Source organism: Serratia rhizosphaerae (assembly GCF_009817885.1).
In the GTDB taxonomy this organism is placed as follows: domain Bacteria; phylum Pseudomonadota; class Gammaproteobacteria; order Enterobacterales; family Enterobacteriaceae; genus Serratia_B; species Serratia_B rhizosphaerae.
Window position 1 is genome coordinate 473106 of record NZ_CP041764.1, and the last position, 18244, is coordinate 491349.

The following is an 18244-nucleotide window of genomic DNA, read 5'->3' on the forward strand; positions in this document are numbered from 1 at the left end:
CCCAATTTTGGCATGCTATAACCTACAGCATTCAGGATACCGTTCCCTACTTTCACTGCATAAGGTCGTGCTGATGAGCCATCAACGTATTCTGGTCCTTGGCGCCAGCGGTTATATCGGGCAGAACCTGATCCCCCACCTGACGGCGCAGGGGCATGAGGTTATTGCCGCCGCCCGTCGTCTTGAATGGCTGCAGGCGCAAAACTGGCCGCATGTGCACTGCCAGTACGTCGACGTCTGTCAGCCGGACACGCTGCCGCCGGCGCTGTGGCAGATCGATACGCTCTACTATCTGGTTCACGGCATGGGCGACGGCCGCGACTTTATTGAAAAAGAGCGCCAGGCGGCGCAGAACCTGCGTGACGCCCTGCGCCAGTCCGGCGTCAGGCAAGTGATCTTCCTGGGTGCGCTGCAGCCGCAGAAGGACAGCTCGCCGCACCTGATCGCCCGCCGTCTTACCGGAGAAATTCTGCGCCAGAGCGGCATTCCGGTCACTGAACTGCGCGCCGGCATTATCGTCGGGCCGGGTTCAGCGGCGTTCGAAGTGATGCGCGACATGGTCTATAACCTGCCGCTGCTGACGCCGCCGCGCTGGGTGCGTTCAAAGTCTTCCCCGATAGCCCTGCCGAACCTGCTGACCTATCTGAGTGAACTGCTGCGGCACCCGGCCGACGATCACCGCACTTTCGACGCGGCGGGGCCGGAATACATCAGCTATCAGACCATGCTCAAACGTTTTATTGCCATCAGCGGCCGCAGACGCTGGCTGATCCCGATCCCGCTGCCGACGCGCCTTATCTCGGTCTGGTTCATCAGCCTGATCACCTCGGTGCCCACCTCGATCGCCCGCGCGCTGATCCAGGGGCTAAAGCACGATCTGCCCGCCGACGGCCGGCCGCTGCAGGCATTGATCCCACAGCCGCTGCAAACCTTTGATGAAGCGGTGAAAGAGACCCTGCAGCGCGAAGCGGAAATAACAGACAGCGCCGACTGGGGCTACGATCCGGCCGCGCGGGCGCGCTGGCGGCCGGGGTACGGCTTTTACCCGAAACAGGCCGGCCATACGCTGGAGACGCAGGCCTCGGCGGCCGCCCTTTGGCAGGTGGTGCAGCAGCTGGGCGGCAAAGAGGGCTACTTCTACGCCAACCCGCTCTGGCAAATCCGCGCGCGCATGGACGACCTGCTCGGCAACGGAGTGATCTATGGCCGCCCGCCGCGCCGGACGCTGCAGCTCGGCGATATGATTGACGGCTGGAAGGTGATCGCTCTGCAGCCGGAACGCCAGCTCTCCCTGCTGTTCGGCATGAAGGCGCCCGGCCTTGGCCGGCTGACGTTCAGCATCAGGGATTACGGTAACCGCCGCACCCTCGACGTGCGCGCCTGGTGGCACCCGGCCGGCTTTAGCGGCTTGCTTTACTGGTTCGCCATGATGCCGGCCCACCTGTTTATTTTCCGTGGCATGGCCAAACGGATCGTCCGGCTGGCGGAGCAGGAAGACCACAATTTGCCGTAACGTTGTTCATTTGTCGATCGACCGCACAGTTTACCGCGGTGGATCGTCCCTTTCCGATTGCATAGCGCCCAAAATCACGAAAGAATGGCACCTTATTTGCTGGGAAACGGCAATACGCCGCCAGCGCTTTGTTTTTTGGCGAGAAAGAGTGTGTTATGAAGGTATTGGTCACCGGTGCAAGCAGTGGATTAGGCCGTAACGCCGTTGAATATCTGCGTCGCCAGGGCATACAAGTGTGTGCCACCGGCCACAACCGGGCCATGGGTCGCCTGTTGGAAAAAATGGGCGCCGAATTCATTCAGGCCGACCTCACCAACCTGGTTTCCTCACAGGCGAAGGCGATGCTGGCGGATGTGGACGTGCTGTGGCACTGCTCCAGCTTCACCTCCCCCTGGGGCACCGAAGAGGCCTTTGAGCTGGCCAACGTGCGCGCCACCCGCCGTCTGGGCGAATGGGCGGCGGCATACGGCGTCTCGCAATTTATCCATATCTCTTCACCGGCGATCTACTTCGACTACCACCACCACCGCGATATCCCGGAAGATTTCCGCCCGGTGCGCTACGCCAATGAGTTCGCCCGCAGCAAGGCGGCCGGTGAGCAGGTCATCCAGCGGCTGGCGCTCGCCAACCCGCAGACCCACTTCACCATTTTACGCCCTCAGGGGCTGTTCGGGCCGCACGATAACGTGATGCTGCCGCGCCTGCTGCATATGATCAAGCACTACGGCAATCTGCTGCTGCCGCGCGGCGGTGCGGCGATGGTGGATATGACCTATCTGGAAAACGCAGTGCACGCCATGTGGCTGGCGACCATGAAGCAGGATACACCGTCCGGCCGCGCCTATAACATCACCAACCAGCAGCCGCAGCCGCTGCGCAATGTGGTGCAGCTGTTGATCGACGAGTTGGGCATGAAGTGCCGCATTCGTTCCGTCCCCTACGCCATGCTCGATATGATGGCGCGCGGTATGGAAAAGCTCGGCAGCAAGAGCGAAAAAGAGCCGGTACTCACCCACTACGGCGTCGCCAAGCTCAACTTCGACCTGACGCTGGACACCAGCCGCGCGCAGCAGGAACTGGATTATCGGCCGGTGGTGTCGCTGGAAGAAGGCGTAATGCGCACCGCGCGCTGGCTGAAAGAGCACGGCAAGCTGCACGGCCTATAAGCCGTGGTATTTATGCAGTAACGCGTCGATAATCGCCTCGCTTTCCGCATCCGGCTCGCCACGGTAATCGGCGGGCCGAAAATGCATTTGGAATGCCGCCAGCACCCTTTTCTGTTGCCGCTCATCCCACTGCGGGTCAATACCGTAGCCATAGCGCGCCAGCTTATCGAGCAACGCCGACAGCGCCACCGGCGCATGGGGATCGCGCCCCGCCAGATAACGCTGCACATCCGTCTGCTCCGGCCAGGCGCCGATGCCGGCTTCCGCCAGAGTTTTCCAGGGGAACAACGGGCCGGGATCCTGCTTGCGCTGCGGCGCAATATCGCTGTGGCCGACGACATCCACCGGCTGAATATCGTAGCGGCGAATAATATCGCGGCTTAAGGGGATCAGCAGCGCAATCTGTTCGGCGCTGTAAGGCTGCCAGCGGGTGAATAACATGCTGCGGCTGAAGCCGCGGTTGACGATCTCAATGCCGATCGAGGTGTCATTCAGCTGGGTACGGCCGCGCCAGCTGCTGGCTCCGGCGTGCCAGGCGCGCATCGACTCCGGCACCAGCTGATAAACCGTCGGCCTGGCGTACTCGCGCCGCGGATGGGCCGGCAGCAAGTAGTGGGCGCTGACGTGCTCGTCGGTCAGCGTCTTCAGCGAGGTATGGAGATCTTCCGCCGTATAGTGCATCACCAGAAAACGAATGCGCTGGTCGGCGCCCTGCGCCTGGTGCAACGTTTCCAGCTGATAGTCGCCGCGGTCGACGGTGGTGCCCGGCCCTGAAGCCTGGCAGCCCGCCAGCAGCACCGCGACGATCCCTATCCATCTAGCCATGCTTCACTCCTTGTGGCACGCAAAGCCCGGCGCACGCGCCGGGCTGACAGATCTTAACGGCTGATTTTTACCGCCGTGCCGCTGACGCTGACCATCAACATGCTGCTGTCCTTACCCACCGTTTCATAGTCGATGTCCACCCCGACCACCGCATTGGCGCCCAGCTCCTTTGCCTGCTCCTCCAGTTCTTTAAACGCGATCTGGCGCGCCTTACGCAGCTCTTTTTCATAAGCGCCGGAACGGCCGCCGACGATATCACGCACGCCGGCGAAAAAGTCACGGAAAATGTTGGCGCCCAAAATCGCCTCACCGGTGACGACGCCGCAGTATTCGGTAATGGTGAACCCTTCCAGGGTCGGGGTAGTAGAAATTTGCATCAAAAACTCCTTGCTTGATTCATGGTCGTGCTCGCCAGGATAATAGGCGCAGTCTGCCGTTACCGGGAAAAACCGGACAACCCAGTGTAACTCACGCGGATACAGCTTCAAGCCTGCAAAAAATATGACCGCCGGTTTTACAGTATGTTCTGAAAGCGGATGGCACAGAGTACGAATGCAAGGCTGAAAAACGCATTTATACTGTAAGCTATTGCTCTTCATGGTAGAGACTTTCACATAAGGTAGTGAGATGAAAACAAAAACGATTGCGGCTGTTTTACCTTTAGCACTGGCGCTGAGCGCCTGTACCACCGTAGAACCGGCTTATAAGGACATCGGCGCGCGCAGCGGCGCATGCATTGAAGGCGGCCCGGACAGCGTGGCGCAGAAATTTTACGATCTGCGTCTGGAACAGGGCAGTACCACACTGCCGGACAGCAACCGCCTGGCGCAACTGCAGCCTTACCTGAGCCAGCCTCTGTATCAGGAACTGCTGGGCGCTAACCAGAAAGCGGCGCCGCAGACCGGCGCTGGCGCACTGTTCACCGGCAATGCCGAAGGCGCCACCAGCGCCAGCGTAGCCAGCGCGTCTTCCATCCCGAATACCGACGCCAAGAACATCCCGCTGCGCGTACAGCTGAGCTATAAGAAAGATGGCGACAGCAGCGCCAAAGAGTGGCAGAACGAGGTGCTGATGGTGCGCGAAGGCACCTGCTGGGTGGTGGATGATATCCGCTACCTGAACGTGCCGCAGCACGCCGCCAGCGGCACGCTGCGCCAGGTGCTGGAACACGACTGATTGCTCTCCCCGGCCGGCGCCGCGTCGCCGGCCGATTAACCACCTTGATTTCGCTCATTTTTTGAGCGAACACATCAAATTCGCTAGCCACTTCACACACTGCGCGACAAACCGCCCCTTCCCGCTTGCACTGCGGTATGTTGTGCTATTCTTTTACTATCCCGCCGTACATTAATAAATTTTAACTCACAATGATTGCATAAGTATTCTGTGGAAGTTAACATTTGCGGCATCAATGTCTATTCAATTCCAGCGCATGAGTATTCAACTAAAAAATATAAATTGCTTTTACGGCGCACACCAGGCGCTGTTTGACATCACGCTGGATTGCCCAGCAGGGGAAACCTTAGTGCTGCTTGGCCCAAGCGGCGCGGGGAAAAGTTCATTGCTGCGGGTGTTGAACCTGTTGGAAATGCCGCGTTCCGGCCAGTTGCAGATCGCCGGCAACCAGTTTGACTTTAAGCAGTCGCCGGGCGAAAAAGCCATCCGCGAACTGCGCCAAAACGTCGGCATGGTATTCCAGCAGTACAACCTGTGGCCTCACCTGACCGTAGTGCAAAACCTGATAGAAGCGCCGTGCCGCGTGCTGGGCCTGAGCAAGGCGCAGGCGATGGCGCGTGCCGACAAACTGCTCAAGCGTCTGCGCCTGAGCGATTTTGCCGATCGCTTTCCGCTGCATCTGTCCGGCGGCCAGCAACAGCGCGTCGCCATTGCCCGCGCGCTGATGATGGAGCCGCAGGTTCTGCTGTTTGATGAGCCGACCGCCGCACTGGATCCGGAAATCACCGCGCAGATCGTCAGTATTATTCGCGAGCTGGCCGGCACCGGCATTACCCAGGTGATCGTCACCCACGAGGTAGAAGTGGCGCGCAAGACCGCCAGCCGCGTGGTGTACATGGAAAACGGCCGCATCGTGGAACAGGGTGACGCCAGCCGCTTCGCGCAGCCGCAAACCAGCGAATTCGCCAGTTATTTATCACACTAATTTTTCTACACCAGACCAGTTTTAGGGGAGTTTGCGATGAAAAAACTAATAATCGCCGCCGTATTGGCCGGCATCAGCGTTTCCGCCTCTGCCGCCGACAAGATTCGTTTCGCGACCGAAGCCTCCTACCCACCGTTTGAGTTTATCGGTGCCGACAACAAAATTCAGGGCTTCGACGTTGATCTGGCCAACGCGCTGTGCAAAGAGATGCAGGCGGAGTGCTCCTTCAGCAATCAGGCGTTCGACAGCCTGATCCCGGGCCTGAAGTTCAAACGCTTTGACGCGGTAATGGCCGGTATGGATATCACGCCGGAGCGTGAAAAACAGGTGCTGTTCACCAAACCTTACTACGACAACTCCGCCCTGTTTATCGCGCAGAAAGGTAAAGTGGCCGATGTCGCCGCGCTGAAAGGCAAACGCGTCGGCGTGCAAAACGGCACCACGCACCAGAAATACCTGACGGATCAGCACAGCGACATCACCACCGTACCGTACGACAGCTACCAGAATGCGGTGCTCGATCTGAAAAACGGCCGTATCGACGCCGTGTTCGGCGATACCGCCGTGGTTAACGAATGGCTGAAGCAGAACGCCCAACTGGCCGCGGTGGGCGACAAGGTGACGGATAAAAACTATTTCGGCACCGGTCTGGGCATCGCCGTACGCCAGAAAAACAGCGATCTGCAGGGCAAGTTCAACGCCGCCCTGGATAAAATCAAACAGGATGGGACCTATGAAACCATCTACAAAAAATGGTTCCAGCAGTAATCGATCCCAATGAATGAAATTCAACCTTTAGCAACCGCCGCCGGGATGACCGTCGGCCTTGCCGTTTGCGCGCTGGCGCTCGGGCTGATCCTGGCGATGCTGTTCGCCATGTGGGAGTCCGCGCACTGGAAGCTTGTCAGCTGGCTCGGCACCGCCTGGGTCACGCTGCTGCGCGGCCTGCCGGAAATTCTGGTGGTGCTGTTTATCTACTTCGGCTCCTCACAGCTGCTGCTGACGCTGTCTGACGGGTTTGAGCTGAACTTCGGCCTGTTTTCCGTGCCGGTACAGGTCGACATTGAAAGTTTCGAAGTCAGCCCGTTCCTGTGCGGGGTGATCGCATTGGCGCTGCTGTATTCGGCCTATGCCTCGCAGACGCTGCGCGGCGCACTGAAAGCGGTGCCGCAGGGGCAGTGGGAGTCCGGCCAGGCGCTCGGACTCGGCAAGGCGGCAATCTTCTTCCGGCTGATTATGCCGCAGATGTGGCGCCATGCGCTGCCCGGCCTCGGCAACCAGTGGCTGGTGCTGCTGAAGGATACCGCGCTGGTGTCGTTAATCAGCGTGAACGACCTGATGCTGCAGACCAAAAGCATCGCCACCCGCACGCAGGAGCCGTTCACCTGGTACGTGATCGCCGCCGCCATCTATCTGCTGGTCACCCTGTTGAGCCAGTTTATTCTCAAGCGGATCGAACTGCGCACCACACGTTTTGAGCGGGGGCCGGTCTGATGCTGGAATACTTACCGGAAATCATCAAGGGCCTGCACACCAGCCTGACGCTGACGCTGGCGGCGCTGCTGGTCGCGCTGGTGCTGTCGCTGATCCTGACGGCGATCCTGACGCTGAAAACGCCGCTGCTGTCGTCGCTGGTGAAGATCTACATTACGCTGTTCACCGGTACGCCGCTGCTGGTGCAGATCTTCCTGATCTACTACGGGCCAGGGCAGTTCCCGGCGATCCGCGACTATCCGTGGCTGTGGAATCTGCTGTCGCAGCCCTGGCTGTGCGCCATGATTGCGCTGGCGCTGAACAGCGCCGCCTACACCACGCAGCTGTTTTACGGCGCGGTGCGGGCTATTCCCGCCGGCCAGTGGCAGTCTTGTGAAGCGTTGGGCATGTCGCGCCGACAGTCGATGCGCATTCTGCTGCCGTTCGCCTTTAAGCGCGCCCTCTCCTCCTACTCCAACGAAGTGGTGCTGGTGTTTAAAAGCACCTCGCTGGCCTACACCATCACGCTGATGGAAGTGATGGGTTACAGCCAACTGATGTACGGCCGCACCTATGACGTGATGGTCTTCGGCGCCGCCGGCCTGGTTTACCTGGTGGTCAACGGCCTGCTGACGCTGTTGATGCGTCTGGTTGAACGCCGCGCGCTGGCCTTTGAACGCCGCAACTAAGCCCGCTTACCCAGCCCTGCCGCCGTGCAGGGCTGTCTTCCCGCCCCGCCAATCACAATTTTTACTCATTTTTATTGCATATTAATTCACTCAATGGCATGGTTATCGCCAGCACCGTCAACGCCCCTCCTCGGGATATTGTCAGAAAAATCAAGCGATGGCGGCGATAATAAAATCAATGTTCAGACAGGAGTTTCCGCATGAAAAAATTACTGCTTGCCGCCGCCGTACTGGCCGGTGTGACCTTCAGCGCTCAGGCGGCCGACACCATCCGTTTCGCCTCCTCCGCTACCTATCCGCCGTTTGAGTCATTAGACGCCAATAACCAAATCGTCGGCTTTGATATCGATCTGGCGAAAGCGTTATGCAAACAGATGCAGGCGGAATGCACCTTCACCAATCAGGCCTTCGACAGCCTGATCGCCGCGCTGAAGTTCAAAAAATTCGATGCGGTGATCTCCGGGATGGACATCACGCCGGAGCGCAGCAAGCAGGTGAGCTTTACCCAGCCGTACTACGCCAACTCGGCGATTGTGATCGCGCAGAAAGGCAAGTACACCTCGCTGGCTGAACTGAAGGGGAAAAAGGTCGGGATGGAAAACGGCACCACCCACCAGAAATATATGCAGGATAAGCACCCGGAGATTAACACCGTCTCTTACGACAGCTACCAGAACGCCATTCTGGAGCTGAAAAACGGCCGTATTGACGGCGTCTTCGGCGATACCGCGGTGGTGAATGAGTGGCTGAAAAACAGCCCGCAGCTGGCGCCGGTCGGCGAGCATATCACCGATGCGCAATACTTCGGCACCGGCCTGGGGATTGCGGTGCGTCCGAATAACAAGGCGCTGCTGGACAAGCTGAACGCGGCGCTGACGGCGATCAAGGCCGACGGCACCTATCAGGCCATCAGCGACAAATGGTTCCCGCAGTAAGCGCAAGTACCGCCCTTCTCAGCCCGCTTCGCCGGGCTGATTACTTCTCCCGCACCAGCAGCGTCAGCACCTCGTAGTGCGCGGTATGCGGGAACATATCGAACAGCTGCACCCGTTCAACCCGATACCCCGGCAGCTGCGCCATATCCTGCGCCATGCTTTGTGCATTGCAGCTGGAATAGAGCAGATAGTCCGGCGCCATCCGCTGCAGGTAATCGCACAGTTCCTTGCCAATGCCGCGTCGCGGCGGATTCACCACCACCAGCTGCGGCACGTCTCCTTCCGCCGTGGCGAAACGGGTGGAGTCCAGCGCCTGGAAATCAACCCGCTGCAGTCCCAGCGTCGCCGCTGACTGGCGCGCACAGCGAATCGCCTCCGCGCTGATCTCAATCCCGGTCAGACGCGTTTCCGGCTGCGCGCAGTGTAAACCGAAGCCGCCGACGCCGCAGAACAGATCCCACATGCTGTCGATGCCCAGCTCACGCACCCAGTCGCGCGCCGTGGCATACAGCGACGCCGCCACCTGCGGATTGGTCTGGAAAAAGCCCTGCGGGCGGATATACAGCGGCACCTGGTTGAAGCACTCTTCCAACGCCTGTTGCTCGGTCAGGATGATTTCCCGATCGCCCTCCATAATCGCCATATGCACCGGCTGAATATTCACGGAAATCACCTGCAGCTGCGGCAGCTGTTGCTGCAGCCACGGCAGCGCGGCGCGCAGCTGCGCCAGTTTGCTCTCCGAACGCAGAACAAAACGCAGCATCACCCCGCCGTTACCGGTGCTTTCCGTCAGCAGCAGATATTTCAGCTCGCCGCGTTTGCGCGCCACGTTGTATGGCGTCAGCCCGGCGCGAGCGATAAAGGTTTTCAGCACGTTGAACATCGGCGCAAAACTGGCGGGATACAGCGGGCAGGCGCACAGATCGACCGGCGTACCGTCGCGGTGCAACATCCCCAGCAGCGGGCGCTCCACGCTGCCGCTGACCACCATTTTCGCCTTATTGCGGAATGCGCTCAGCGCGCCGGCAACCGGCGTCAGCCACTGCCTGACCTCGCGTTCGGCCAGCAGGGCCTGCAGATGCTGCTGTTTATCAGCCAACTGCTGCGGATAAGGCTTTTCCAGCCACTGACAGGAACGGCAACTGCCGGCCGTATACAATGCGCAATGCATAGATTAACCGTAGGGATCGACGAATAAAAAATAAGGGCGCAGAGTTTAGCACCCTACGCCCTTATCCCCAACCTTCTTGACGCTATCCGCGCGGCCCTCAGCGACGGGAAAAATAGCGGCGGCTGGCCGCCGGCAGGAACAGCAGACCGAGAATCACCACGTCGGGGATTTTTTCCAGAATCAGGGTGTGCATAATCTGGGTGTTGGTTTCGCCGTCCACGGTAAACACCTCGGGAAAGACGCTGCCGATGGTCGCCAACAGCAGATAGCCCACCACCAGCGCCTGACAGGCCACATAGCCCCAACGTCCGCCATTTTTACCGCGCATCACGGCAAAGCCACAGTAAATTTGCAGGCAGAGCATTACGATACCGGCCAGAAAAATCAGCGTAGAATCCCAGGCCTGCGCGCTGGTGCTGACAAATTCGCTCAGGCCGGACAGCCCCAGCTCCCCCAGCAGCAGCAGGATGCTAATACATTTAATCGCCACCATTGCCGTACCGGCGATCAATACCGCCACCGGCACATCCGTTTGCGCTCTCAGGGTTCCCTGCTTGCTTTTCAGCATCTCTGACATATCCGTATTCCGCGATGAAATATCAGTAATAATCGGTATAAGAGCCAGTTAATTCATTTGCAATGATAATTACAAAAAATAGCAGGTTTGACAGGATTCAGCTACGGCAGGCCAGGATAAAACGCACGATCGCGATTTCACGTGCGGATTGGCAATAGAGGGATAACGGGGAGGCGTCAACGCATCGCCGTACCGGGCGATGCGTCGTCAAAGACAGAATTAGTGCAGCATCGGCTGACGCATGGCGGCGGCCGGATTTTCTTCTTCCTCGCCCTCGCCCATAAACAGCAGATCGTTGGCGCGCGCCTCAAGAATCACCATCGAGACCTGCTCTTCGCCCTGCTGCATAAAATGCGCGAACTGTTCCAATGTAATGCCGACGGCCACGCTCAGCGACTGACAGACGATCAGCTTGGGCAGATTGTCGTCCTGAACGTCCACAAATGCTTTGATGGTCAGCGAACTGGCATTGATCTGGCTAAGGTCGGCGACCAGCGGGATCAGCGCGGTCGGCTTCACCTCCGCCAGCGCGGAGAACAGGATCACCCCGTCCACCAGATCGATCTTGGCGTCGAAAATGCCGTCAAAGTTCTGCATATGCGGCAAATGCAGCGCCTGACAGGAGTCGCATTCAAAAAATGAAATGCCCAACTGGTCCAGCCAACGTCGTAATAACGCCAAATCGGGGACGATGAGTGAATCCATAGGGTACCAGCCTCACAATATTCAAAAACGCGAAAGGCGCATAGCTTACGGAATATTCATCCATGATGCCACGATCAATCAGGCTTAATTCAATAAAGGCGCGCTTAGCCATGGAAAAAACACGGGTAAATAGCGCTAATCCCTTATTTTTTACTGGTTATGGGCGCCATTTCAGGGTAAACACCGCGTGCTGCACGCTGTTCAATATAGGCGATCATCATCTCGGCGATATCCAGCCCGGTGGCGGTTTCTATCCCCTCCAGTCCGGGTGAGGCATTCACCTCCATCACCAGCGGGCCGCGATCGGCACGCAAAATATCGACGCCGGCAATATCCAGCCCCAGCGTCGCCGCCGCCTTGATGGCAACTGTGCGCTCTTGCGCCGTAATGCTCACCTTGCGCGCCGTGCCGCCGCGATGCAGATTGGAACGGAACTCCCCCGCCTTGGCCTGACGTTCGATCGCCGCCACCACCTGTCCGCCGATCACCAGACAGCGAATATCCCGTCCCTGCGCCTCGCGCACGTACTCCTGCACCAGAATGTGCGCCTTCAGCCCGCGAAACGCATCAATCACGCTTTCCGCCGCCTGCCGCGTTTCCGCCAGCACCACGCCGATGCCCTGTGTACCTTCAACCAGTTTCACCACCAGCGGCGCGCCGCCGACCAGTTCGATCAGATCGCCGGTATCATCCGGCGAGTGGGCAAAGCCGGTAATCGGCAGATCGATCCCCTGACGCGCCAGCAACTGCAGGGAATGCAGCTTGTCGCGCGCCCGGGTAATCGCGGCGGACTCATTCAGCGAATAACAGCCCAGCAGTTCAAACTGCCGCAGCACGGCGCTGCCGTAAAAGGTAATGGCGGAGCCGATACGCGGAATGACCGCGTCATAGCACGCCAGTTGACGGCCGCGATAGTGGATGGTGGGCGCGGCCGGGTTGATATTCATATAGCAGGAGAGCGGGTCGATCACCTCAACGCGGTGCCCGCGCCGTTCCGCCACGGCGCGCAGGCGACGGCAGGAGTACAACGTGCTGTCACACGAAAGAATGACAATGTTCAATTTATCTCGTCACCCCAAATCGCCACCGACGCTTAATCGCGCGGATCGCGTTTCTGTTGCTGTTGCGGCGGCTTGCGCCGATCGTTTTCCGGCGGCAGTCCGCCGCGCATCAGCGGGCCGAACCCATGCGCCACGCGCCAGACCAGCAGGGCCGCCGCCGGCAGCATCAGCGCCACGCCGAGGAAAATCATCGCCACCGCAGCAGCCTGCGATGACAGCGCCCCCGGCAACTGAACATAGCCATGAATGCTCAGATAAGCCAGGATCAACAGCACGATCCCCAGCCCTTCCAGCACCAATATCGGGCGGGGTAACTCACCAAATGAACGCATGTTTTCATCTCCAGACATATTGCGCACAGTGTAGTGAATTCCTGCCGGTGAGGCCATCCGATAGGCGGCGTAAATCAGATTAACAGGCAAATCCTGCTTTTTTTTAGCAACGCCAACAGGCATAGTAGGCGCCATTGCACCTGAGTAATGCGTTGACTGAGGTCTTTTTCTGACCGACGGGATGTCGTTGCAATAGCGGTAAATTTTTGAATAACAACGAGGAGTATCTCATGTTTGCAGTAATCTTCGGGCGTCCTGGCTGTCCTTATTGTGTCCGTGCGAAAGAGTTGGCGGAAAAACTGACTGAAGAACGTGACGATTTCAACTTCCGTTATGTTGATATCCACGCGGAAGGCATCACCAAGGCCGATCTGGAAAAAACCGTCGGTAAGCCGGTAGAAACCGTGCCGCAGATCTTCCTGGATCAACAGCACATTGGCGGCTGCACCGAGTTTGAAGCATACGCGAAAGAAAACCTGAACCTGTTCCAGTAAGCGGTTCACCCCCTACATTAAGGCGCCTCAGGCGCCTTTTTTATTGCCGAGGGTTCTTTGCCGAAGCTGTAACATCTGGCGCAGGCTGCGGAAAAAGAGAAACAGCAGCGCACCGCACAGGCACCAGAATACCGAGCTGGTGGCGTAGGCCAACTCCTGCCAGAACGACTGGGTCGACATCAGCCAGAAGTGGCGCACCACCAGGCACAGCGGCAGCGCGCACAACGCGCCGAGCAGCGGACAGATCAGGCGTTTTTTACTGGCAAGATAACTGGCGATAAAGCCGGGAATGGTAAACAGCAACAGGCCGGTTTCGCCATGATGCGGCTGCTCCAGCGAATTATTCTGACCAAGAAAGATCAGGCAGAACAACAAAAAACAGCTGCTGAACCCGCCCCAATACCGATAGCTAACCATCCTGCTCCTCCCAGAAATGCAACAACGAGCGCCATATCACGACGACGCACGCGAATCACGGCGGCCTGAGCCGACAAATTTTCCTTGGTAAAAAGAGAGTTAAATGCAAAAGGCAGCGTTCATTTTCAGCTTAATGCTGGCTGTCCTGCGTCAGAGAGACTAGAATAATGCCGCTGATCGAGGAAGCGATGCACCTTTCGCGGGTTGGCGATGGGTATCGTTTTTATCCAACTATTTATATGGCTGAATTTATCTTTTATAGCCAGCCATATCAAGCACTTACTGGTAAACAATAAGTTACATCCTGTGAACATAAACGTCGCTAGTTTGTTAAACGGCAACTACATCCTGTTGCTGTTTGTGGTACTCGCCCTGGGGCTCTGCCTCGGAAAACTTCGCCTTGGCTCCGTGCAACTCGGCAGTTCCATTGGCGTTTTAGTCGTCTCCCTGCTGCTTGGCCAGCACAACTTCGCCATTAACACCGAAGCGCTCAGCCTGGGCTTTATGCTGTTTATCTTCTGCGTCGGCGTCGAAGCCGGGCCGAATTTTTTCTCGATTTTCTTCCGCGACGGCAAAAATTACCTGATGCTGGCGCTGGTGATGGTCGGTACGGCGATGGTGATGGCCGTCGGCCTCGGCAAGCTGTTCCACTGGGACATCGGCCTGACCGCCGGTATGCTGGCCGGCTCCATGACCTCGACACCGGTGCTGGTCGGCGCCGGCGATACGCTGCGCAATACCATTACCAACGGACCGGCGCTGCTGTCCGCACAGGATCATCTTAGCCTGGGCTATGCGTTAACCTATCTTATTGGTCTGGTTAGCCTGATTTTCGGCGCGCGCTATCTGCCCAAGCTGCAGCACCAGGATTTGCCGACCTCGGCGCAGCAAATCGCCCGCGAACGCGGCCTGGATACCGACAGCCAGCGTAAAGTCTACCTGCCGGTCATCCGCGCCTACCGCGTCGGCCCGGAGCTGGTGGCCTGGGCAGACGGCAAAAATCTGCGCGAACTGGGCATTTACCGTCAGACCGGCTGCTATATCGAACGCATCCGCCGCAACGGCATTCTCGCCAACCCGGATGGTGACGCCGTGCTGCAGGTCGGCGACGAAATATCGCTGGTGGGCTACCCGGACGCGCATGCGCGCCTGGATCCCAGCTTCCGTAACGGCAAGGAAGTGTTCGACCGCGATCTGCTCGACATGCGCATCGTCACCGAAGAGATCGTGGTAAAAAACAGCAATGCGGTCGGCAAGCGTTTAAGCCAGCTGAAGCTGACCGACCACGGTTGCTTCCTGAACCGGGTGATTCGCAGTCAGATTGAAATGCCGATTGATGACAGCATCGTGCTGAATAAAGGCGACGTGCTGCAGGTCAGCGGCGACGCGCGCCGGGTGAAAAGCGTGGCGGAGAAGATCGGCTTTATCTCCATCCACAGCCAGGTGACCGATCTGCTGGCCTTCTGCGCCTTCTTTATTATCGGCCTGCTGATTGGTCAGATCACCATCCAGTTCAGCAATTTCTCGTTCGGCATCGGCAACGCCGCCGGGCTGCTGATGTCGGGCATCATGCTCGGCTTCCTGCGTGCCAACCACCCGACCTTCGGCTATATCCCGCAGGGGGCGCTGAATATGGTGAAAGAGTTCGGCCTGATGGTGTTTATGGCCGGCGTAGGCCTGAGCGCCGGCGCCGGTATCGGCCACAGCCTGGGCGCCGTGGGCTGGCAAATGCTGGTCGCCGGCCTGCTCGTCAGCCTGGTGCCGGTGGTGCTCTGCTTCCTGTTCGGCGCCTACGTGTTGCGCATGAACCGCGCCCTGCTGTTCGGTGCAATTATGGGCGCGCGCACCTGCGCCCCGGCGATGGATATCATCAGCGACACCGCCCGCAGCAACATCCCCGCTCTCGGCTACGCCGGCACCTATGCCATTGCTAACGTATTGTTAACGCTGGCAGGTTCGCTGATTGTGGTGCTATGGCCGGGGATACTGAGCTGACGGCGCGGGCGCAGAGGAAATTTAGCGGCGAAATATTTTTGAAATTTTTATCATTCGGCAGAACTTTTCGATCGGGTGGTAGTCTTAATTAGTGCCACTGCTTTTCTTTGATGTCCCCATTTTGTGGAGCCCGATAATCCCGCCTTTTTAGGTTCAAGATTATCGGGTTTTTTGTTGCCTGAAAACCACCGGGAAAGCATTTTGCCTGGGAAACTCACTGGAAGGTCGGGAAAAATCTCGCTCCAGTTCAGGGGGAGAGCGATGCAACAGGCTGACGTCAGCACGTGCGATGGTGCTTTCGATCTCGCGCCCATGCAGCAGGAGACCGTAAAAGTTACGACCGGCTAACCAGGGAAAAAAGCGAACAGAAAACATAATACTGCGACCAGTATGATGATACTGAAGATCAGCCCGGCGCCGAACAATATCGCATGGAAGGCCAGCGTCCCCCCGCCAAAAAACAGCGCTCCGCCAACTCCCCAGCCGTTCTCTTTGCGAATCCCTCCGATAAAAGCAAGCACCAACGCAACGATCGCCAGACCGATAGTCGCGCTATTCAGTATGTTATCTATATCGATAGTTCGTTTCTCTGTCACCGGCGGTTCCTGACCTTTCAGGCCGGCTAAAATGCCGTTTTTGATAGATGACACTTTCTCCGCCACGCTGACTTCCAGCGGCGGCTTGGTCGCTAACGGATAATTGAAATGAAACAGGCTAATAAGCAAGGCCAGCGCGCCAAGCAGCATGCCGTATATGCTGATTTGATATTTATGTGTTTTGCTCATGCCACATACCATTTTTTTATGTTTTATTAAGATGCGCGTCAATGCGCGATCGGCCCGTGCCGGATAGTTCCAACAGTGCGATAGCCGCCATTCCATCGGCATAATCATTACGCCGCAGGATCATACCATAGGATGCTCCGCTCTCCATGCAACGGGCTTACTACCAGCCCTGCCCCGCAGAGGGTTATGCCAGTGTGTAATGTACAAACATTCCCCCTTTACCCACGGTTTAACCCAGACCGGATATTATTAAGAAACGTATCCTGCATACGTAGTGTGTGACTGAGACATAAATCAACATAAAGGACTAGCTATGAAAATTTCTACCATGGTTGCATCTCTCGCCCTGGCCGGCTTCTGTTTCGCGGCAAACGCGGCTACCCCTGGGAATATTGCGGTATATGCGACAGAGAAGTCGACCGGCTCCATATCCATTGGCGGCAAAGACGCCTACACCAAAACCTTTGACGTCGCCCTGGCCAAATTGCCCGGGGACGATATCGATTTATCAACACTTTGCCTGAAGGCCTACTCGCCGGATAACAAGGCCTTCAAGCTCGATACGGTTGATGAGGCATTAACCACCGGCACCTTGAAGGACGGCAAGCTGGTGAAGGGCATCGCCGTATTTGCCGCTGACAACGCCGCGGTCTACAACGCAGCCCTGGTAAAAATTACCGACGATTGTCAATAATCCGCTCAAGCAGCCTTGCATGGCTGCTTTTCCCTTTCCTTCCCGTAGTTTTTTCGGTCTTCTTACCGCCACAAGCCAAATAATAAGCAGATTCATTATCCCGTCCCGGGATAGCTTGACACATAAATATTACTCACCTAAAACTGTGATAAATTTTATGTTAACAAGATGAGAGTCGCGCTATGGGCCATGCGTCTATCGCTCCGCCGGGGATGCAATATGGCTGAAGATATCAGCATCCAAAAACGTCGCGGGGTGATGTTTGAATTGTGGCTGTCCTGGCGCTTTGTCAAAAACAATATCTGGGCGGGTGCCGTGGCGCCGACACTGTTTACTCTGGCGCTCTGTGCAGCCAAAGGTCTGCCCGGTATGGAAATCGCCATCAGCACCCTGGCATCATTTTTTTATGCCTATCTTCATCTCTACGTCTTTGATATCAACAGCCAGATATTTGGCATTGAAGAAGATAAAATCAATAAGCCGGATCGCCCGCTGGCGGCAAAAATCATTACGCTGGCGTCGGCGAAAATCAGGGCTGTCATTTTCACACTGTTGTTTTTTGCCTACGGCATCTGCCTCGGCGCCATTGGCTGGACCCTGCTCTGGGTACTGTTCGTCCTGCTGTACAGCTATACACCGTGGAGCAATAACTGGCTGCTGAAAAATCTCTTTGTCGCGCTGGGCATACTGACGCTGCTGCCGGTCGCCGCCCACAACGCCAGCGTACCGTTCATAGAAGTTGCTCACTGGCTACTGTCGCTGCTGGTGATGACCAGCTATATGATCACTACGCAGGATCTCCGCGATGTAAAAGGTGATGCACGCATCGGCAGGAAGACTTTTCCCTTGGTTTACGGCATGCGTACGGCCAAGATCGCCCTGTCGCTGGCTTACCTGCTCTCTATCGTTATCGCCCACTATACGCTGTTTACCCCAGGTGAAAACGGCAGCAGCGGCGCGCTGTTGCTCTTCGAGAGCGGATCCGCGTTAATTTTATTATGTGTCGCAGCGCGGTTGTGCAAACAAAACGCCGACTGCCGCTATGACCATTTTACCTACCGCCTGTGGGAATATTGGTACACGCTGGTGTGTATTTCCATGTTTGTCTTTTATATCAGCCGGTAGCCAGCAATCGCACTGCTCAAGACTCCCCCTTCCACCCAGCGCACAGGTTCCCCGGTATCATTTTCATTTCAGTTCAAATAATAAGCTGATTTATTATCTTGATTCGGGATAGCTTGACACATAAAC

At 57.4% G+C, this 18244-nt stretch carries 22 protein-coding genes; 13 read left to right on the forward strand and 9 right to left on the reverse strand.

All coding sequences use genetic code 11. The annotated features are described in order from the left end of the window. The first annotated feature begins 73 nt into the window (after nucleotides 1-73). The gene (locus tag FO014_RS02190; RefSeq protein WP_160027459.1) at nucleotides 74-1513 is read left to right on the forward strand and encodes a DUF2867 domain-containing protein; all 1440 of its coding nucleotides are present in this window, start codon (nucleotides 74-76) and stop codon (nucleotides 1511-1513) included. Between the two features lie 155 nt (nucleotides 1514-1668). Further along, nucleotides 1669-2679 carry an NAD-dependent epimerase/dehydratase family protein gene (locus FO014_RS02195; RefSeq protein WP_160027461.1) on the forward strand — a complete coding sequence of 337 codons (1011 nt, stop codon included), beginning with the start codon at nucleotides 1669-1671 and terminating at the stop codon, nucleotides 2677-2679. On the opposite strand, the gene FO014_RS02200 is transcribed toward FO014_RS02195, so the two are convergent. After that, nucleotides 2674-3504 carry an N-acetylmuramoyl-L-alanine amidase gene (locus FO014_RS02200; protein WP_160027463.1) on the reverse strand — a complete coding sequence of 277 codons (831 nt, stop codon included), beginning with the start codon at nucleotides 3502-3504 and terminating at the stop codon, nucleotides 2674-2676. The genes FO014_RS02195 and FO014_RS02200 overlap by 6 nt on opposite strands. Nucleotides 3505-3557: 53 nt before the next feature. Next, nucleotides 3558-3881 (reverse strand): heavy metal-binding domain-containing protein, encoded by a 324-nt coding sequence (locus FO014_RS02205; RefSeq protein ID WP_105230491.1) that lies wholly within the window; start codon nucleotides 3879-3881, stop codon nucleotides 3558-3560. A gap of 250 nt (nucleotides 3882-4131) precedes the next feature. Here FO014_RS02205 and FO014_RS02210 point away from each other — a divergent pair, with 250 nt between their 5' ends. The 6 genes from FO014_RS02210 to FO014_RS02235 all read left to right on the forward strand — a co-directional run bounded on the left by FO014_RS02210 (nucleotide 4132) and on the right by FO014_RS02235 (nucleotide 8762). Further along, nucleotides 4132-4680 (forward strand): lipoprotein, encoded by a 549-nt coding sequence (locus tag FO014_RS02210; protein ID WP_105230490.1) that lies wholly within the window; start codon nucleotides 4132-4134, stop codon nucleotides 4678-4680. A gap of 256 nt (nucleotides 4681-4936) precedes the next feature. Continuing rightward, nucleotides 4937-5665, forward strand: a complete 729-nt coding sequence (gene artP / locus FO014_RS02215) for an arginine ABC transporter ATP-binding protein ArtP (RefSeq protein WP_160031330.1) — start codon at nucleotides 4937-4939, stop codon at nucleotides 5663-5665. A 36-nt stretch (nucleotides 5666-5701) separates the two neighbouring features. Continuing rightward, complete coding sequence (artJ, locus tag FO014_RS02220) at nucleotides 5702-6433, forward strand: arginine ABC transporter substrate-binding protein (RefSeq protein ID WP_105230489.1); 732 nt, start codon at nucleotides 5702-5704, stop codon at nucleotides 6431-6433. 9 nt (nucleotides 6434-6442) lie between these two features. Next, on the forward strand, nucleotides 6443-7159 hold the full coding sequence (artQ, locus tag FO014_RS02225; protein ID WP_160027465.1) for an arginine ABC transporter permease ArtQ: 717 nt from the start codon (nucleotides 6443-6445) through the stop codon (nucleotides 7157-7159). After that, complete coding sequence (gene artM / locus FO014_RS02230; protein WP_105230487.1) at nucleotides 7159-7827, forward strand: arginine ABC transporter permease ArtM; 669 nt, start codon at nucleotides 7159-7161, stop codon at nucleotides 7825-7827. Before artQ ends, artM begins: the two co-directional genes overlap by 1 nt. A gap of 200 nt (nucleotides 7828-8027) precedes the next feature. Then, nucleotides 8028-8762, forward strand: a complete 735-nt coding sequence (locus FO014_RS02235; RefSeq protein ID WP_111737414.1) for an arginine ABC transporter substrate-binding protein — start codon at nucleotides 8028-8030, stop codon at nucleotides 8760-8762. Nucleotides 8763-8802: 40 nt separating this feature from the next. Here FO014_RS02235 and rlmC read toward each other — a convergent pair whose 3' ends face one another. The 5 genes from rlmC to FO014_RS02260 form a co-directional block, all read right to left on the reverse strand. Further along, a complete protein-coding gene (gene rlmC, locus FO014_RS02240) occupies nucleotides 8803-9933 on the reverse strand; it encodes a 23S rRNA (uracil(747)-C(5))-methyltransferase RlmC (protein ID WP_160027467.1) in 1131 nt (376 codons plus the stop codon). A gap of 97 nt (nucleotides 9934-10030) precedes the next feature. Further along, complete coding sequence (locus FO014_RS02245) at nucleotides 10031-10510, reverse strand: YbjO family protein (RefSeq protein ID WP_160027469.1); 480 nt, start codon at nucleotides 10508-10510, stop codon at nucleotides 10031-10033. A gap of 219 nt (nucleotides 10511-10729) precedes the next feature. Continuing rightward, a complete protein-coding gene (locus FO014_RS02250; protein WP_111737417.1) occupies nucleotides 10730-11215 on the reverse strand; it encodes a type III secretion system chaperone family protein in 486 nt (161 codons plus the stop codon). Nucleotides 11216-11358: 143 nt separating this feature from the next. Further along, nucleotides 11359-12276: a 30S ribosomal protein S6--L-glutamate ligase gene (gene rimK / locus FO014_RS02255; RefSeq protein WP_160027471.1), complete on the reverse strand. Its 918-nt coding sequence runs from the start codon at nucleotides 12274-12276 to the stop codon at nucleotides 11359-11361. Nucleotides 12277-12308: 32 nt separating this feature from the next. Further along, entirely contained in the window at nucleotides 12309-12608 is a 300-nt protein-coding gene (locus FO014_RS02260) for a YbjC family protein (RefSeq protein WP_105230481.1), read from the reverse strand. A gap of 230 nt (nucleotides 12609-12838) precedes the next feature. Here FO014_RS02260 and FO014_RS02265 point away from each other — a divergent pair, with 230 nt between their 5' ends. Next, nucleotides 12839-13102 carry a GrxA family glutaredoxin gene (locus FO014_RS02265; RefSeq protein ID WP_105230480.1) on the forward strand — a complete coding sequence of 88 codons (264 nt, stop codon included), beginning with the start codon at nucleotides 12839-12841 and terminating at the stop codon, nucleotides 13100-13102. Nucleotides 13103-13129: 27 nt separating this feature from the next. On the opposite strand, the gene FO014_RS02270 is transcribed toward FO014_RS02265, so the two are convergent. Continuing rightward, nucleotides 13130-13519, reverse strand: coding sequence for an inner membrane protein YbjM (locus tag FO014_RS02270; protein ID WP_105230479.1), 390 nt, complete (start codon nucleotides 13517-13519; stop codon nucleotides 13130-13132). Between the two features lie 167 nt (nucleotides 13520-13686). On the opposite strand from FO014_RS02270, the gene FO014_RS24155 reads away from it, so the two are divergent. Together FO014_RS24155 and FO014_RS02275 are read left to right on the forward strand one after the other, a co-directional pair. Next, a complete protein-coding gene (locus FO014_RS24155) occupies nucleotides 13687-13815 on the forward strand; it encodes a hypothetical protein (RefSeq protein WP_255414271.1) in 129 nt (42 codons plus the stop codon). 10 nt (nucleotides 13816-13825) lie between these two features. Further along, complete coding sequence (locus tag FO014_RS02275; RefSeq protein WP_160027473.1) at nucleotides 13826-15514, forward strand: aspartate:alanine antiporter; 1689 nt, start codon at nucleotides 13826-13828, stop codon at nucleotides 15512-15514. Between the two features lie 344 nt (nucleotides 15515-15858). Here FO014_RS02275 and FO014_RS02280 read toward each other — a convergent pair whose 3' ends face one another. Beyond that, nucleotides 15859-16299 (reverse strand): hypothetical protein, encoded by a 441-nt coding sequence (locus FO014_RS02280; protein WP_160027475.1) that lies wholly within the window; start codon nucleotides 16297-16299, stop codon nucleotides 15859-15861. A 313-nt stretch (nucleotides 16300-16612) separates the two neighbouring features. Between FO014_RS02280 and FO014_RS02285 the strand changes: the two genes are divergently transcribed. Continuing rightward, entirely contained in the window at nucleotides 16613-16993 is a 381-nt protein-coding gene (locus FO014_RS02285) for a DUF4354 family protein (RefSeq protein ID WP_160027477.1), read from the forward strand. Between the two features lie 219 nt (nucleotides 16994-17212). Next, the gene (locus FO014_RS02290; protein WP_160027479.1) at nucleotides 17213-18118 is read left to right on the forward strand and encodes a UbiA family prenyltransferase; all 906 of its coding nucleotides are present in this window, start codon (nucleotides 17213-17215) and stop codon (nucleotides 18116-18118) included. Nucleotides 18119-18244: the final 126 nt, after the last annotated feature.